This is a genomic window from Streptomyces sp. PTL18 (genome assembly GCF_059510295.1).
In genome coordinates this window covers 43,887-60,264 of the sequence record NZ_JCAJZO010000006.1, presented here as the reverse complement: position 1 = coordinate 60,264, position 16,378 = coordinate 43,887, and the positions used below count along the sequence as shown (strand labels likewise).

Sequence of the window (16,378 nt, the reverse complement as noted above, 5' to 3'; positions counted from 1 at the left end):
ATGGTCGCATCCTGCTGCGCTCCGGGGGGCCGAACTTCGCAACCGGGGCGGCCGGGGCGATGCCAACCGAGCGCCGCCATCAGGCGACATTGCGGGATTTCATCCGGTCCGCCCCTCCGCATCGGCGGACGGTGGTGGCCAGGCGTCGCCCCAATCCGCGTCGCGGGCGGCCTTGTAGAGCGTTCCGTGGCGTTTGGTCACCGTGTCGCGGTGCAGGAACTCGTCGGGGCCGCACAGGTCGAGGAGCACCTGGCCCTTGCGGATCCGGGGACGCCGGACCACTCGGGAGACGGCGGGGTGCACCGGGAAACGGGCCGCGGCGACATAGCTGAACTTCTCGTCCTCGTAGGCCAGCGAGCCGCCCTTGACCTGGCGGTGCAGTGAGGAACGGCTGACCCGGGCCGAGAAGTGGCACCAGTCCTCGCCGGGGACGATGGGACAGGGGGCGCTGTGCGGGCAGGGCGCGGCGATGTGGAAGCCGGCGCGGATGAGGCGGTCGCGTGCCCCGATGACGCGTGCGTAGCCGTCGGGGGTGCCGGGTTCGACGATCACGACCGCCTGGGCGGCGCCGGCCGTGGCGTCGACGACGGCGGCGCGGTCGACCTCGGTCAGCTCGCCGAGGACGTACGAGACCGTGACGAGATCAGCGCTCTCCATGGTGAACGCCGATCCGATACGAGAGCGGCGCCACTCGGCGGCCCTGAGCGCCGGACGGGCAGCGGCGATCTCCCGGCCGAGCGCCAGCGCGGGCTCGGCCCAGTCGAGCACGGTGACCGGGCGCTCCCCGCCCCAGGTGGCACTGACGGCCCAGGTCGCCGCGCCGGTCCCGCCGCCGACGTCCACATGGCTCGCGGGCACCCAGCCGGGGGCGGCGTCCGCGAAGGCGCCGAGCGCCGCACACACCGCCTCGAAGGTCGCGGGCATCCGGTACGCGGCGTAGGCGATCACGTCGGAACGGTCCCGCAGCACGGGCGTATCGGTCGGGGTCCGCCCCCGGTAGTTCGCGATCAGCCGCTCCACGGCCTGCGCGGCCTGGCGGGACGGGAGCCCGTCGAGCAGTCGCGAGAGGGCGGCACGGAGGCTGTCGGCTGGGGAGTCGGGGGCGTTCACGTGCCGATTCTAGGTCGGTGAGCGGTGCTCGCTTCGGAGAGCGGAGCACGCCTCCGAGAGCGGGGCTCGCCTCGGTGAGCGGGGCTCGCCTCCGAGAGCGGTGCTCGCTTCGGTGAGCGGAGCTCGCCTCCGAGAGCGGTGATCGCCTCGGTGAGCGGCGGTGCTCGCTTCGGTGAGCGATGCTCGCCTCCGAGAGCGGGGCTCGCCTCCGAGAGCGGAGCTCGCCTCCGAGAGCGGCGGTGCTCGCTTCGGAGAGCGCTGATCACAGACTGTCTTTCCACGCGCCGGCCCTCGCCCTCACCGAGCCCGCGCCGCTCACACCCGGACCGCCCGGGCCAGCCGATCCCCCGCCCGGGCCCGAGGCCCGTTGTCCGGCACCCGGCGGCGCGGATGCACGGTGTTCGCCAGCAGTACCAGGAACGTGTCCGTCGCCGGGTCCAGCGCCAGTGACGTGCCCGTGAAGCCCGTGTGGCCCGCCGCGCCCCGCCCCGCCAGCTCGCCCATGAACCACGGCTGGTCGACGGCGAAGCCCAGCCCCGGCGGGGTCAGCATCAGCTCGACGAAGTCGGGGCCCAGGATGCGTGCCGTCCCGTACGAGCCGCCGGCCAGCAGCGTGCGGCAGAGGACTGCCAGGTCCCGCCCCGTCGAGAAGAGGCCCGCGTGCCCGGCCACCCCGCCGAGCGCCCACGCGTTCTCGTCGTGGACGTGGCCCCGCACCATTCCCCGGTCCGCCTTGGCCCACGGCCGCCGCTGGTCCTCCGTCGCCGCGGCGTGAGGGCACGGGCCGAAACCCGTAGCGGTCATGCCCAGCGGCCGGGTGATCCCGTCGCGGACGAGCACATCGAGGGTGCGGCCGGTGACGCGGTGCAGGACGTACTGCAGAAGCAGCGGGTTGAGGTCCGAGTAGCGGTACGCGGTGCCGGGCACGCCCACCGGCGCCTCCGCCCGCAGCAGCGCGAGCCGCTCCTCGTGCGACGCGCAGTCGTACAGCGGCAGTTCGGGCCGCAGCCCGGAGGTGTGGGTGAGCAGCTGCCGTACGGTGATCCCGGCGTCCGCCACCGCCCGGAACTCCGGCAGATACGCCCCCACGCGCGCGTCGATGCCGAGCGTGCCCCGCTCCAGCTGCTGCACCGCGGCGACCGCTGTGAACAGCTTGGTCAGCGAGGCCAGGTCGAAGGGCGTGTCCACGGTCATCGGCACCCGCTCCTGCCGCGGCAGCTCCACACCCCGGTCGGCCCGCTCGTCGTAGGCGGCGTAGCGGACCGCCCAGCCCACCGCCTCCTCCGCGGCGATCACCGGTCCGCGCCCGGCGACCACCACGGCGCCGGCCGCCCAGGGGCGCTCCCCGGCGACGGCGGCGTGGACCTCCCGTACGAGAAGACGCAGTTGCTCCGCGTCGAGCCCGGCCTTCTCCGGGGTGTCGACACGCAGTCTCGGCGCGCTCAGTTCTCCTCCCCGGGGCTCTCGGCGGCGCGTGCGGTCCAGGGACGGCACAGTGCCACGAAGCAGGCGACCGCCACCAGTGCGGCGGCCAGTTGGACGACGGCCATCGGGACGGCGGTGTGCTCGCCGGCGACCCCGACGAGCGGCGAGGCGACCGCGCCGATGAGGAACGAGGTGGTGCCGAGGAGCGCGGAGGCGGCACCGGCGTTGCGGCGGGTGCGCATCAGGGCGAGCGCCTGGGCGTTGGGCAGCGTGATGCCCATCGCGGACATCAGCACGAACAGTGTGGCGGCGACCGGTGCGAGGCCGATGCCGCCGAGGGCGCCCGTCGCCATCAGCAGCAGTGCGGTAGCGGCGAGGGTGACGGCCGTGAGGCCGACCGCCAGGACCTTGTCGAGGCTGACCCGGCCGACCAGGACCTTGCCGTTGACCTGCCCGGCGACGACCAGGCCGACCGAGTTGAGGCCGAAGAGCAGGCTGAAGGTCTGCGGGGAGGCGCCGTAGATCTCCTGGATCACGAACGGGGACGCGGAGACGTACGCGAACAGCGCCGCGAAGGCGAATCCGCCCGCGATGGTGTACCCGGTGAAGACGCGGTCGGCCAGCAGGGTCCGCATGGAGCGCAGGGCGGTGCCCACTCCCCCGCCGTGCCGGCCGGCCGGCTCGAGCGTCTCGGGCAGCCGTAGCCAGACGAGCGTGGTGAGTGCGATCCCGACGACCGTGAGGACGACGAACACACCCCGCCAGTCCGTGACGCGCAGGATCTGGCCGCCGATCAGCGGTGCGACGATCGGCGCCACCCCGGAGATGAGCATGAGGGTGGAGAAGAACCGGGCCATGGCCACGCCGTCGTACAGGTCGCGGACCACGGCCCGGGCGATCACGATCCCGGCCGCGCCGGCGAGCCCCTGCACCAGCCGGAAGGCGATCAGGACCTCCACCGAGGGGGCGAGGGCGCACAGCGCGGTGGCCAGGACGTAGACGGCGAGGCCGGTGAGCAGCGGGCGGCGGCGACCCCACTTGTCGCTCATCGGGCCGACCAGCAGCTGGCCGAGCGCCATGCCCGCGAGGCAGCCGGTGAGGGTGAGCTGCACGGTCGCGGCGGGCGCGTGCAGGGACGTGGTGACCTCCGGCAGGGACGGGAGGTACATGTCCATGGCGAGCGGGGGTGTGGCGGTGAGGGCGCCGAGGAGGAAGGTGACCAGCAGTCCGGTGCGGCGCGGGGCGGCGCCCCGGGGGTGCGGTGGGGCGCCGGACGCCGACCCCGACTCCGATATATGACTCATGTCGCTTTCGGGCTGCTTCCGTTCGTGCGTGGTACGGCCACGCTCGGGCATGTGCTCCTCCCTCGTGGTGCGGTCCGCGCTCATGGTCTCAGCTTCCACGGGCCGGCCGAGGTGGTGTACCGAGGGCCGGACACGCCCGCGCTGCGGGGCCATGACCAGTCGCCGTTCCCGGACGGGCGTCCGTACCGGATCGCGGCCGGACGGATCGACATCGGCGACGCGGCAGCCGGCGAGCGTTTTGCGGACGACTCGACTTCCACAACCGGAATGTAAGAGTCCGCACCATGCGGGCCCATAGCGGGCTTACGCTCAGCTCATCCACACCGGAGCTTCACACTTGGAGCACCGGTATTCCGCAAGCCGCACCAAGGGGGGAGGCGGCAGCCGTTCCGTGGTCCGGAAGGGGGTGGACCTCGCGTGGACCGCGGGGTACGCACCGGACCGCGGAACGGCTGCCCCCGCTTTGCCTCCCTCAGCTCCCCTGGCGGCCGTCCTCGGCGGCGGCTTCGCTCCGCCCGCGCCTGCGCAGCGCGTAGACCCCGCCGGCCAGCAGCGCCGCCGCTCCCCCGGCTCCGCCGATCAGCCCCCACGACGAGCCGCCGTGCGCCGCGGCGGCCGCCCTGTGGGACGCCTGCGGCCCCGGCGCGGGTGTCGCCCTCGCCCCGCCCTCGCTGAGCGGCTCGACCAGGGTGCCGACGGGGTCGGCCTTCCCGGCCTGCGCGAAGCCCCAGTCGAGCAGGGAGGCGGTCTCCCGGTAGACGCCGTTGCCACCGGGCTCGGGGTGCAGAACGGTCACGAGGAGGGTGCGCCCGCCGCGCGTGGCGGCGCCGGTGAAGGTGTTGCCCGCGTTGCTGGTGTACCCGTTCTTGACGCCGATGAGCCCCTGGTAGGGGCCGAGACCCCAGGCACCGGTCAGCAGACGGTCGGTGTTCTGGATCTGGAACGTCTTCTTCCCGCCCGCCGGGAAGTCCGCGGTCCGCGTCGAGCAGTAGCCGCGGAAGTCGCCGTTCTTCAGGCCGTGACGGGCGAACAGCGTCAGATCGTAGGCGGAGGAGAGCTGCCCGGGATGGTCGAAGCCGTCGGGGCTCATCACATGGGTGTCGAGGGCCTGCAGATCCTCCGCCTTGGCCTGCATCTCGGCGACCGTCCTCGCGATCCCGCCGTTCATGTGGCTGAGCACGTGGACCGCGTCGTTGCCGGAGCGCAGGAACACGCCGAGCCACAACTGCTCGACGGTGTACGTGATTCCGGGCTTGATGCCGACGAGGCTGGACCCGGCGGGGACGTCCGCGAGGTCGGCGTCGGTCACCGTGTGGGTCCCGGTCCGCTCGAACTTCTTGAGCACCGTGTCCGCGAACAGCATCTTCAGTGTGGAGGCGGGCGCGAGCCGCCGGTGCGCGTTGCACGCGGCGAGCACCTCACCGCTGTCGTGGTCGGCGACGAGCCAGGCGCGGGCGGTGAGCTTCTTGGGCAGCGCGGCGGCCCCCTGCACCTGGACGCCGGCCAGGCCCAGCCGTTCGCCACCGATGGTGGGGGCCGGCGCCGCGGCCGCGGGCACGGACAGGGTCAGCGGCGTGGCGGCGGCGAGCCCGAGGACGGCGCGCCGGGACAGTCGCGCACCGGACGGGGAAAGAGAAGAGGAAAAACGCACCCCGGGACGGTACAAAGCGAATCCCCGGCGACACACAGCGGGATGACAAAGGCGCGGCAAAGTCCGGGTTGTGTCCGGAAACCGTACGTGGCGCAGAACACACCACTCACCAGCGATTTCCCGGAACCACACCGTCAACGGCCGCAGAATGCGCTGTCTTGGGGAAATCCGACCCCTGACGCCCCCGGGCAACGCTTTCTGAAGCCCTCACACATTTCTTACTCCGACCGCGCAACGCCTTCCCCCCGCCGTGTGTCCGCGCCGTGACCGCCCCCACGGCGGGCGACCGGCGGATGCCGGGGTGCGCTCACCTCCCCAGGATCCGGTCCACCTCCTCCAGTTGCCCGGCGGTCAGCGGCCCCTTCCCGAGTGCGCCGGCGTTCTCCTCGGCCTGGGCGACCGAGCGGAAGCCCGGGACGGGGACGGTGAGCGGGCTGCGGGCCCGGATCCAGGCGAGGGCACCCTGGGCGAGCGTACGGCCGCCGCTGGTCAGGACGTCCCGGAGGGCCTCGACGCGCCGCAGCCATTCGGCGTCGGCACCCCCGCAGTTGGACCGCACGCGAGGACAAGCCCTGGTGCGCACGAGGGCAGGCCCTTGCGACCGGATCTCTGCGCCTCGCACCCGGGTCGCCGCGCCTCGTGCCACCCGAACGGCATCGTGAACAGGTCGGCCGGTGTGAGGGGTGGGACGGTGGGAACGCGGAGGGGACTGTTCCTGTTGCCTGCCAGGGGAGTGACCGTGACCTGTTGCGACCGACGTGACGTGGGCCTGCTGCTGCTCAGGCTGGGCGTCGGCGGGGTACTGGCGGCGCACGGCGCGCAGAAGCTGCTGGGCTGGTTCGGCGGGGGCGGCCTCGAGGGCACCGGGCAGTGGATGGAGTCCGTGGGCTATCGGCCGGGCAAGCCGAGCGCGCTGGCCTCCGGGCTGGTGGAGGCGGGCGGCGGCACCCTGCTGGCACTGGGCCTCGCGACACCGGCGGCGGGCGCCGCGGTGGCCGGCGGAATGGCGGGGGCCACCGCCGTGCACGCCCCGCAGGGCTTCTTCGCCCAGGGTGGCGGTTACGAGTACCCGGCGTCCCTCGGCCTGACGGCGGCGAGCCTGGCGGTCACCGGACCGGGCCGGATCTCCCTGGACGCGCTGTCCGGTCACGCCTTCAACCGCGACTGGATGGTCCCGGCGGCGTTCGCGCTGGCGGCGGCCGGGACGGCGCTGGTGGTGGGGGCGCGGGCCAGGCGGCTGCGGCAGAAGACGGGGGGCGAGGGCGAACAGGAGGCGCTCTTCGAGGAGTAGCGCTCCGGGGAGTGGCCGCGCCATGGCAGTCTGCGGGCATGAGCGAGCAGGTGATGTCCCCGGACCTGAAGCAGTCGGACCTCTGGGATTCGATCGGCCGGCTGCACGCGTGGCTGGACGCGAACCGGGCGCGTGACGGCGCGGACGGGCTGCTGCTGCGCGTGCTGAAACTGTCGGAGGAGGTCGGCGAGGTCGCGCAGGCGGTGATCGGCGCGACGGCGAGCGGCGCATCTGGAAGGCGGGCGCGGTCGACCGGGACCGGGACGGCACCTGGACCGTTCTCGGCTTCTCGCTCCCGGAGTCCTGGCAGCGTCAGCGGCACGATCTGCGCTCGCAGCTGACCTGGGCGGGGTTCGGGGCGCTGTTCAGCGGGCTGTGGATCGCGCCGGGCGAGGTCGATGTCAGCGCGGCGGCGGAGGCGGAGGGTGACGGGGAGGAACGGACCGTGCTCGCCGCCGGGTGAGACGGGATGGCGGGACACGCAGCCTCTCGCGGGCCCCGGGTGTTCGCCCCCGGAACCGCGCTGCCGGCCGAGCGACAGGGCGAAAGCCGATTGACCGCGGCCCGAGCGGGCACACAAAGGGCATGGTCGGCGACACGGACGACGACAGGTCGATGCGCCGGCAGGGCTCGAGCGGCCACCGGACGGTGCCGCACACCGCCGATGTGCGGATCGAGGCCTGGGGCGTCAGCCGGGAGAGCTGCCTGGCGCAGGCGGCGACCGGCCTCGTGGACTGCTTCGCCGACCTGTCCACGGCCCGGCCCACCGCCGTGGAACGCGTGCGCCTGGCCGAGAACGACGACGACGATCTGCTGGCCGCGCTCCTCGAGGAGGTCGTCTACCGGCTGGAGGTCCACGGCCAGGTGCCTGTGGACGTGGAGGCCGAGGCCGACGACGACGGACTCGAGGTGCGGCTGACGGTCACCGGGCTGTCGGACGTGGAGATCACCGGTGCGGTGCCGAAGGGCGTGTCGTGGCACGGCCTGCACATGGGCCCGGACCCGTACGGCTGGTCGTGCACGGTGATCGTGGACGTGTGAGGCCGTGGTCGACGGCCGTCGATCCGTGTGGTCCGCAGGGGTTCCGTGGCGTCATCCCTTGACCACGCCGAGCGGTTTCAGGCGGGCGACGACACGGCACAGCCCGGCACTCTCACTCGCCGCCACCACCTCCCCCACGTCCTTGTACGCCTCCGGGGCCTCCTCGGCCAGGCCGCGCCAGGAGAGCGGACGCGCAGCGATGCCGTCCCGCTCGAGCCTGGCCCGCAGCTCCCTGCCCGTGATCGAACGGGCGGCCTGGTGCCGGCTCATCCTGCGCCCCGCCCCATGGCAGGTGGAGAAGAACGCACCACCGCCGGGCACACCCGCCAGGACGTAGGAGGCGGTTCCCATGGTCCCGGGAATGAGCACGGGCTGTCCCTGCCGGCGGAGGTCCTCGGGAAGGTCGGGATGCCCGGGCGGGAACGCCCGGGTGGCCCCCTTGCGGTGCACGCACAGCCGCCGCTGCCGCCCGCCCACGTCATGGGTCTCCAGCTTGGCGAGGTTGTGCGACACGTCGTACACGAGGGACAGCCGGACGTCGGCGGCGCGACGGAAGACCCGCCGGGCGGCTTCGGTGAGCAGCTGGCGGTTGGCGCGCCCGTAGTTGGCGGCGGCGGCCATCGCCCCCAGGTACGCCTGCCCCTCCGGTGACGTGACCGGGGTGCAGGCCAGCTGCCGATCGGGCACGGCGATGCGGTACCGCGCCATGGCCCGATCCATCGCCCGCACATGATCGGTACAGATCTGGTGACCGAGCCCGCGCGACCCGCAGTGGATCATCACGGTCACCTGCCCGCGAGCGATCCCGAAGGCGTCGGCGGCCGCGTCGTCGTACACCTCGGCGACCTGCTGCACTTCCAGGAAGTGATTGGCCGATCCGAGGCTCCCCACCTGCCCGAGCCCCCGCTCCCGGGCCCGCCCCCCGACCTGCCGGACATCGGCGTCACGGACCGCTCCCCCGTCCTCGCACCGGACAAGATCCCGTTCTTCCCCATGCCCCTGCTCCACGGCATGACGGGCTCCGCCCTCCAGCACGCGCTCCAGCTCCCCGCCGCCGCTGAGCCGCCACACGCCACCGGGCCCGGCACCGCGCGGAATCGTCTGGCCGAGCCCGTCCATGACCGCGTCAAGGGCCGGCCGGAGCGCGTCACGATCACAGTCCGCAACCAGCAACCGCACCCCACAGGAGATGTCGAACCCGACCCCTCCCGGCGACACCACGCCCCCGTCGTCGACGTCGGTCGCGGCGACACCGCCGATGGGGAAGCCGTAGCCCCAGTGGATGTCGGGCATGGCGTAGGAGGCGTCGACGATACCGGGCAGGGTGGCCACGTTGACGACCTGCTGCAGAGCCTGCTGGGCGTCGCTGAGAAGGGCCCGGGAGGCGAACACGACGCCCGGGACGCGCATGTCGCCGTGTTGCTGGATGCGGAAGCGGTGGGGGGCTTCTTCGAGGAGGTCCACGGTGGTCTCCTGCGGTGCTGACGACGCGGGTCAGTGTCCGGCCAGTGCCCACCCTGCTCGGGTTTCCGCCGTGAACGGCACCGCACAGGGGACCGCTACGGCTGAAGGTGCCGGTCCCCCGTTCCCACGTCGACCATCCCCGCGGCGAGCGTCGCCCCGTCCTGCGGGTCGATGAGCAGGAACGAGCCGGTTCGTCTGTTCTCCCGGTAGTCGTCGACCACGAGGGGCTCGGCGGTGCGGATCCGTACGCCGCCGATGTCGTTGACGGAGAGACCGTCCTCGCAGGGCAGCCGACGGGCGTCGGTGACGTCCATACCGTAGTCGATCACCTCCACCATCGCCTGGACCGTCCGGGTGGTGTGCTTGAGCAGCACACGCTGTCGCGCCCGCAGCGGGCGATCGTGCAGATGGCACACCTTGGCGGTGATGTGCCGCAGCAACTGTGGAGCAGGGCCCGCGGTCAGCATGTCGCCCCGGGAGATGTCGACCTCGTCGGCGAGTCGAACGGCCACCGACTGCGGTGCCCGCACGCTGCCGGTCTCCCGGCCGAGCACACTGAGGCCCACGACCGTGCTGGTCTCCCCGGACGGTTGTACGACGACGCGGTCGCCGACCTCGAGGACACCGGAGGCGAGTTGCCCGGCCGGCCAACGCTCCACCACCTGCCGGTGCTCCGAGGGGTGCCGGATCACGTACTGCACCGGCAGGCGCAGCGGCTTGCCCACCGGATCCGCTCCGACCGGGACGTTCTCCAGATGGGACAGCAGTGTGTCGCCGTCGTACCAGTCCATCCTGGTCGAGGGTTCGACCACGTTGTCGCCGGTCAGCGCGGACATCGGGATGGCGGTGACGTCCGCGATCCCCACCTCGCGCGCCCGCCGGGCGAACTCGTCCGCCATCGCGGTGAAGGCGGACTCCCGGTAGCCGACGGTGTCCATCTTGTTGACCGCCAGCACGACGTGCGGCACCCGCAGCAGAGCCGCGATCGCGCCGTGTCGCATCGTCTGCGCGACCACGCCGTTGCGCGCGTCGACCAGGATCACCGCCAGGTCGGCGGTGGAGGCGCCGGTGACCATGTTGCGCGTGTACTGCACATGGCCGGGGGTGTCCGCGAGGATGAACCGGCGCGCGGGGGTCGCGAAGTAGCGGTAGGCCACGTCGATGGTGATGCCCTGTTCCCGTTCCGCCCGCAGGCCGTCGGTGAGCAGAGCCAGGTCGGGGCCGTCCTGACCCCGTCTGCGGGACGCCTCCTCGATGGCCGTCGCCTGGTCGGCGAGGACGGACTTGGTGTCGTAGAGCAGCCGTCCGACCAAGGTGGACTTGCCGTCGTCGACCGACCCGCAGGTGGCCAGCCGCAACAGGCCACCCGAGAGCCGGCCGGTGGAGCACGTGTGATCTGCCGTTTCGGCGACGCCTGTCGACATGTCTAGAAGTACCCTTCTCGCTTGCGGTCCTCCATGGCTGCCTCGGACAACCGGTCGTCGGCCCTGCTCGCGCCGCGCTCGGTCACACGGCTCGCGGCGATCTCCGCGATCACCTCGCCCACCGTCGAGGCGGACGAGTCGATCGCGCCGGTGCAGGACATGTCACCGACCGTGCGGTACCGGACCCGGCGCTCGCGCAGGGACTCGTCGTCCCGGGGGCCGCCCCAGTCGCCGGGCGCCAGCCACATGCCGTCGCGCCGGAACACCTTGCGCCAGTGCGCGAAGTAGATCTCCGGCAGTTCGATGCCCTCGTGCTCGATGTACTGCCACACGTCCAGCTCGGTCCAGTTGGACAGCGGGAAGACCCGGAAGTGCTCGCCGGGCTGGTGGTGACCGTTGTAGAGCTGCCACAGTTCGGGCCGCTGCCGGCGCGGCTCCCAGGCACCGAACTCGTCCCGCAGGCTGAACACCCGTTCCTTGGCGCGTGCCTTCTCCTCGTCGCGCCGGCCGCCGCCGAACACGGCGCCGAAGCGGCCGTCGCGGATGGCGTCCAGCAGGGGAAGGGTCTGGAGCGGATTGCGGGTGCCGTCCGGGCGCTCGCGGAGCCTTCCGTCGTCGATGTACGACTGCACGGACGCCACGCCGAGCCGGAGGCCGTGCTTCTCGACGATCCGGTCGCGGTAGGCGATCACCTCGGGGAAGTTGTGACCGGTGTCCACGTGCAACAGGGAGAAGGGCAGTGGTGCCGGGGCGAACGCCTTGAGCGCCACGTGCAGCATGACGATCGAGTCCTTGCCACCGGAGAACAGCAGCGTCGACCGGTCGAACTCCCCCGCCACCTCGCGGAAGATGTGGGCCGCCTCGGCCTCCAGCGTTTCGAGGTGCGTCAGCCGGGGCACCGGCACCCGTTCCACTCGCGGGCCGATGCGTCCGGGACGGCCGGCGGGCGCGATCCGCGCCGGGGCTGTCACGACAGACCCCGTGCCGTGAGCAGCGCGCGCACCTGGCGGACCGACTCGTCGACCGTCCGGTGCTGGGTGTGGACCCGCAGATCGGGATCGACCGGCGCCTCGTAGGGGTCGTCCACGCCGGTGAGACCACTGATCTCACCTGCCGCCTGCCTGGCGTAGAGGCTCTTGACGTCCCGGCCGGCGCAGACCTCCGCCGGGGTCGCCACGTGCACCTCGACGTAGGGGACGCCGCGCGCCGCGTGCAGGTCGCGGACCGCGGCGCGGGACAGTGCGTAGGGGGCGATGACCGGCACCAGCACCGTGACGCCGTGCTCGGCGAGCAGCCCGGCCACGTAGCCGATCCGCCGCACGTTGGTGTCCCTGTCCTCCTTCGAGAATCCGAGGTCCGCGGAGAGTGCGGCTCGGACCTCGTCACCGTCGAGCACCTGGACCCGGTGTCCACCGGCGCGCAGCCGCTCGGCGAGACCCACCGCGATGGTGGTCTTGCCCGCGCTCGGCAGGCCGGTCAGCCAGACCGTGCCGCCCTGCCACTTCGCTGGTGTGCCGTTCGGTTCGCTCATGTGGGGATCTCCCTCTCGCGTGAGCTCTGGGTGGGCGCCCCCGCACGGGAGATGCGCACTGTGATGCCGGTCCCCGTGCGTACTCGTGACGACGGTCGGCGGATGGGTGGTCACGATGTCTCCAGTCGGCCGGGGTTCACAGGGGGTGGAGACCGGGGAAGGTCAGGCCGAGGTTCTCGGGCCGGCCCATGCGGATGTTGAGGCACTGCAGGGCGTTGCCGGCGCCGCCCTTGACCAGGTTGTCCAGGGCGGCGATCGTGGTCAGGCGACCGCTGTCCGCATCGACCGCGTAGCCGACGTCGCAGTAGTTGGAGCCCAGGAGGATCTTGGGGTCCGGGTAGCGGAAGGTGCCGCGTTCATGCGCGACGACCCGGACGAAGGGTTCCTCGGCGTACTGCTCGCGAAAGGCCCGGCGCACGGTCTGCTTGTCCACGCCGGGGCGCAGCGTGGCGTGGCAGATGGTCTGGACCCCGCGGACCGCTTCGACGCCGGTGGCGGTCATCGCGGCCGACAGGCCCAGGTGCCGCGAGATCTCGGCTTCGTGGCGGTGCCCGGTGGGCGCGAACACGCGCATGGAACCGCTGCGTTCGGCGTGCAGGTTGGCGGAGCCGGCCGTGGCCCCCGAGCCGCTGGAACCGGTACGGGCGTCCAACTGGGCCCCTTGCTCCGGATCGATCAGATCCAGGGCCACCAGGGGGTACAGGGCGAGTACGCCGGCCATGGCCATGCAACCGGGAACACTGATCAGGTCCGCGGTGCGCAGACGGTCGCGGTGCAGTTCGGGAAGGCCGGGCACGAAATCGCCCAGCAGATGCGGGGCCTGGTGCTCCTCGCCGTAGTAACGCCTGAAGACTTCGGTGTCATCGAGCCGGAAGTCCCCGGTCAGGTCGAGGACCAGCTTGGACCGCTGCGTCCAGTGATCGATCTGGGTCATCGCCACCCGGTGCGGCAGCGCCAGGAACACCGCGTCGCACTCCCCGACCTCGTCTGCCGAGCAGAACGTCAGATCGGTGGCGGACCGCAGGTTCGGATGCACACCGTCGACCCGCTTCCCCGGGAAACGGGACGAGACCGCGCCCACCACCTCCACCTCGGGATGTCCCAGCAGCAGGCGCAGCAACTCCCCGCCGATATAACCGGCCGCACCGGCCACCGCCACCCGCATCACGACCGCATCCCCCTCGCTGCAATACGCCGACGCACCACCACGACTCCTTTCGGTCCGAACGACGACCCGTGCGAAGAAAGCTACGAACCCGTGCGCCCCACCCGCGTCCGCGACGAGCACAGCCTCGAGGAGGCGTTCGACTTAGATTTCCGTCGCGCGGCTACGCACCTCGATTACCCGACGTGAGCGCCGTGTGTGCCAGTCTTGAGATCGGCCCCTATGCGTCGTGGAGTTCAGTGCGGCGTCGCCAGCGCTGCCATCACGTCACCGAGAGAGAGACGGACCAGATGAGGGTCACTCAGAACCCTGACTTTCGGCGGCTGCGGGCCGCGCAGGGCGTCAGTCAAATAGGCAGCCAGATCGGCTTCCTGGCGCTGCCGCTCGCCGCCCTCCAGGTGCTGCACGCCAGTGTGTTCGAGGTCAGTGTGCTCACCGCCGCGCAGATCGTGCCCTTCCTGCTGATCGGGCTGCCCGCCGGGGTGTGGGTCGACCGGATGCCCCGAAGGCCCGTTCTGATCAGCACCGACCTCTTCCGCGGGCTGCTGCTGTTCACCGTCCCGCTGGCCTACGCACTGGACATGCTCACCCTCGGCCAGCTCTATGTGGTCGCGTTCGGGCAGGGTGTCGCCACCGTGTTCTTCGACGTCGCCTACCAGTCGTATCTGCCGGACGTCGTCGAGGCAGATCAGCTGACCGAAGGCAACGCCCAGCTGGAGCTGGCGCGGTCCGCGTCGCAGTTGATCGGTCCCAGCGCGGGCGGCTGGCTGATCTCGGCGTTGAAGGCCCCGGTCGCGCTGGGCGTCGACGCTCTGTCCTACCTGTACTCCGCGTTCATGGTGTCGCGCATCCCCGCCGAGCGGGAGAAGCCGGTGGTGATGGACGGCAACCGGACGACCTGGTCGGTGCTGTGGAAGGAGGTCGGCGAGGGACTGACCTTCGTGCGTCACCACCGCCTGCTGGCCCCGCTGGCCGGGGTCGGGGGGCTCCTCAACTTCTCCTACGGCATGGTCGCAGCCATTTTCACCACCTACACGGTGCGTGAACTGGGCTTCTCCGCCGCCAAACTGGGCACGGTGATGGCGATCGGGTCGCTCGGCGTCGTCCTGGGAGCCGTCGTGGCCCGCCGGTTGTCACAGCGCCTGGGCACCGGACCGAGCATCGTGCTGGGTGCGCTCCTCAACGGCGTCGGCCCTCTCTTCACCCCCGCCGCGCCCGCCTCGGCCCCCGAAGTGGTCATCACCTGCGGCCTGTTCCTGCAGTCGTTCGGCGTGGTCCTCTTCAACGTGAACCAGGTCAGCCTGCGTCAGAGCATCACCCCGCGACCGCTCATGGGCCGCATGACCGCCACGATCCGGTTCGTCATGTGGGGCACGCTTCCCGTCGGATCGCTGTGCGCCGGTGCGCTCGCCTCGAACATCGGCCTGCACCGCGCCCTGTGGGTGTCGGCGGCGGTCGGCGCCCTGGCGTTCCTCGGGGCGCTGTTCTCCGGCGTGCGGACCGTGGGCACGAGGAAGGTTCCGCTGCCGGCCTCGGCAGCCGACAGCGCGGTGGCCGACGAACCGGCAGAGCAGTGCGAGCGCACCGACGTCAGGTGAGTCCGCGACGAACGCACTCGCGAGCGTGTTGACCCGAATTTCCTGCGGTTGAGCCTCTCGATTACCACGATGTGACCCCGGTCCTGCCATTTTTGATGCCGGCCCGTTTTCTTGGTGCCAGACCTGGATGTGAGATCTGGAGGTCGCTCCGTGAAATCCGTACTCATCCTCTCCAAATGGAATGCCGGCGCGGTGGCCCCTGCCGCCGATCAGCTGCGAGCCCGCGGACTCCGGTCGGTACTGATATCCGAGATTCCGGACACTCGCCACCGCGACGCATGCGATGACCATGTCGTGGTGGACTGGGACAGCGAGGACCTGCCCACGCTCATCGCCCGGCTCGACGAGCGCGACATCGTCCCCGTCGCCGTGGTCAACCTGATGGAACCGTTGCTCCCCTGGCAGGGCGGCCTGGCCGCGCACTACGGCCTTCCGGGCGCCGGCGTCGGCCTCGATGTGCTGGCCAGCAAGACGCTGGTCCGGGAGCGTATGCGAGACCTGGGGCTGTCCTCCATCGGCTTCTGCGACAACCCGGCGGAGGTGGACTTCTTCCCCGCCATCGTCAAGCCCTCGCGGGAATCCACGGCCTCGCGGTTGGTTCGCCGGGTGGACGGCCCGGACGAGCTCCTCGCCTATGAGCGCCACCTGGCGGAGCGCGGCTTCGGCGACACGGAAATGATCATCGAGGAGTATCTGCCCGGTGTCGAGTTCTCCGTGGACGGACCCGTCGTGGACGGCCGCTTCCATCCGGTCCTGGCGGTCGAGAAGCCCGACCACGACGACGTCAGGCACCACGACGCGGGGCTTCGGGTCCATCCGCCGCAGCAGGATCACGTGCGTGCCGGTGTGCCTGTCCTGACCGAGATGCTCAACGCGCTCTGCGCCGCCCTCCGCCTCGACCAACTCTGGCTGCACGTCGAGGGCCGGGCCGACGAGAACGGCCGGACGGAGCTGGTGGAGATCAATCCCCGTTTCGGTGGCGGCATGTATCCGACGGCGATACGGGAGATCAGCGGGATCGACCCGGTGGAGGCGATCGTCTCCATGGCGCTGGGCGAGTTCACGCTGGAACGGGTGGGCCCGCTTCGCGACCGGACGATCATCGGGTGGGTCGACGTGGAAGCCGAAGAGCTCGGCCGGGTGGAGGTCGGCGCCACGGAGGACGACCTGTGCGCACTCCCGGGCGTCATCAAGGCGGTGGTCGTCGACGGCTACCGGGTGACCGACCTGGAGCAGGAGAACTACTTTCTCCGCTTCGCGATCACCGCCGATTCCGTGAGTGAGTTGCGCGCTCGCGCGGCACACGTCCTGGGCACCGTCGGTGAATGGCACGTCGTATGAAATTCCCTGAAGGTCAACGCGATGCGTCCCCGG

The 16,378-nt window shown here is 71.5% G+C and carries 15 protein-coding genes and 1 pseudogene; 6 read left to right on the top strand and 10 right to left on the bottom strand.

Features of this window, described 5'->3' with window-relative positions:
- Positions 1-99: 99 nt before the first annotated feature.
- From AC5WS8_RS13470 to AC5WS8_RS13450, 5 genes and pseudogenes are all read right to left on the bottom strand, one after another.
- The gene (locus tag AC5WS8_RS13470; protein WP_496103593.1) at positions 100-1,110 is read right to left on the bottom strand and encodes a small ribosomal subunit Rsm22 family protein; all 1,011 of its coding nucleotides are present in this window, start codon (positions 1,108-1,110) and stop codon (positions 100-102) included.
- A gap of 315 nt (positions 1,111-1,425) precedes the next feature.
- Positions 1,426-2,604, bottom strand: a complete 1,179-nt coding sequence (locus AC5WS8_RS13465) for a serine hydrolase domain-containing protein (protein WP_496103592.1) — start codon at positions 2,602-2,604, stop codon at positions 1,426-1,428.
- Complete coding sequence (locus tag AC5WS8_RS13460; RefSeq protein ID WP_496103909.1) at positions 2,553-3,839, bottom strand: multidrug effflux MFS transporter; 1,287 nt, start codon at positions 3,837-3,839, stop codon at positions 2,553-2,555. Before AC5WS8_RS13460 ends, AC5WS8_RS13465 begins: the two co-directional genes overlap by 52 nt.
- Before the next feature lie 472 nt (positions 3,840-4,311).
- On the bottom strand, positions 4,312-5,490 hold the full coding sequence (locus AC5WS8_RS13455) for a D-alanyl-D-alanine carboxypeptidase family protein (protein ID WP_496103591.1): 1,179 nt from the start codon (positions 5,488-5,490) through the stop codon (positions 4,312-4,314).
- Between the two features lie 307 nt (positions 5,491-5,797).
- A pseudogene (locus AC5WS8_RS13450) lies at positions 5,798-6,034 on the bottom strand (aldo/keto reductase); the annotation flags it as partial.
- Positions 6,035-6,229: 195 nt separating this feature from the next.
- On the opposite strand from AC5WS8_RS13450, the gene AC5WS8_RS13445 reads away from it, so the two are divergent.
- The 4 genes from AC5WS8_RS13445 to AC5WS8_RS13430 all read left to right on the top strand — a co-directional run bounded on the left by AC5WS8_RS13445 (position 6,230) and on the right by AC5WS8_RS13430 (position 7,822).
- The gene (locus AC5WS8_RS13445) at positions 6,230-6,781 is read left to right on the top strand and encodes a DoxX family protein (RefSeq protein WP_496103590.1); all 552 of its coding nucleotides are present in this window, start codon (positions 6,230-6,232) and stop codon (positions 6,779-6,781) included.
- 38 nt (positions 6,782-6,819) lie between these two features.
- A complete protein-coding gene (locus AC5WS8_RS13440) occupies positions 6,820-7,122 on the top strand; it encodes a MazG-like family protein (protein ID WP_496103589.1) in 303 nt (100 codons plus the stop codon).
- Complete coding sequence (locus AC5WS8_RS13435) at positions 7,011-7,244, top strand: hypothetical protein (protein ID WP_496103908.1); 234 nt, start codon at positions 7,011-7,013, stop codon at positions 7,242-7,244. Before AC5WS8_RS13440 ends, AC5WS8_RS13435 begins: the two co-directional genes overlap by 112 nt.
- 122 nt (positions 7,245-7,366) lie before the next feature.
- Positions 7,367-7,822 (top strand): archease, encoded by a 456-nt coding sequence (locus tag AC5WS8_RS13430; protein ID WP_496103588.1) that lies wholly within the window; start codon positions 7,367-7,369, stop codon positions 7,820-7,822.
- A 51-nt stretch (positions 7,823-7,873) separates the two neighbouring features.
- Here the strand turns inward: AC5WS8_RS13430 and AC5WS8_RS13425 are convergent, their stop codons facing one another.
- From AC5WS8_RS13425 to argC, 5 genes are all read right to left on the bottom strand, one after another.
- On the bottom strand, positions 7,874-9,286 hold the full coding sequence (locus AC5WS8_RS13425) for an RtcB family protein (RefSeq protein WP_496103587.1): 1,413 nt from the start codon (positions 9,284-9,286) through the stop codon (positions 7,874-7,876).
- Between the two features lie 95 nt (positions 9,287-9,381).
- The gene (locus AC5WS8_RS13420; RefSeq protein WP_496103586.1) at positions 9,382-10,710 is read right to left on the bottom strand and encodes a sulfate adenylyltransferase subunit 1; all 1,329 of its coding nucleotides are present in this window, start codon (positions 10,708-10,710) and stop codon (positions 9,382-9,384) included.
- A gap of 2 nt (positions 10,711-10,712) precedes the next feature.
- Positions 10,713-11,636 carry a sulfate adenylyltransferase subunit CysD gene (cysD, locus tag AC5WS8_RS13415; protein ID WP_496103907.1) on the bottom strand — a complete coding sequence of 308 codons (924 nt, stop codon included), beginning with the start codon at positions 11,634-11,636 and terminating at the stop codon, positions 10,713-10,715.
- A 41-nt stretch (positions 11,637-11,677) separates the two neighbouring features.
- Entirely contained in the window at positions 11,678-12,241 is a 564-nt protein-coding gene (gene cysC / locus AC5WS8_RS13410) for an adenylyl-sulfate kinase (RefSeq protein ID WP_496103585.1), read from the bottom strand.
- Between the two features lie 136 nt (positions 12,242-12,377).
- On the bottom strand, positions 12,378-13,406 hold the full coding sequence (gene argC, locus AC5WS8_RS13405; RefSeq protein ID WP_496103584.1) for an N-acetyl-gamma-glutamyl-phosphate reductase: 1,029 nt from the start codon (positions 13,404-13,406) through the stop codon (positions 12,378-12,380).
- A gap of 290 nt (positions 13,407-13,696) precedes the next feature.
- On the opposite strand from argC, the gene AC5WS8_RS13400 reads away from it, so the two are divergent.
- Both AC5WS8_RS13400 and AC5WS8_RS13395 read left to right on the top strand, forming a co-directional pair.
- Positions 13,697-15,004, top strand: coding sequence for an MFS transporter (locus tag AC5WS8_RS13400; protein WP_496103583.1), 1,308 nt, complete (start codon positions 13,697-13,699; stop codon positions 15,002-15,004).
- 297 nt (positions 15,005-15,301) lie between these two features.
- Positions 15,302-16,345, top strand: a complete 1,044-nt coding sequence (locus AC5WS8_RS13395) for an ATP-grasp domain-containing protein (protein ID WP_496103582.1) — start codon at positions 15,302-15,304, stop codon at positions 16,343-16,345.
- The last annotated feature ends 33 nt before the right edge of the window (positions 16,346-16,378 follow it).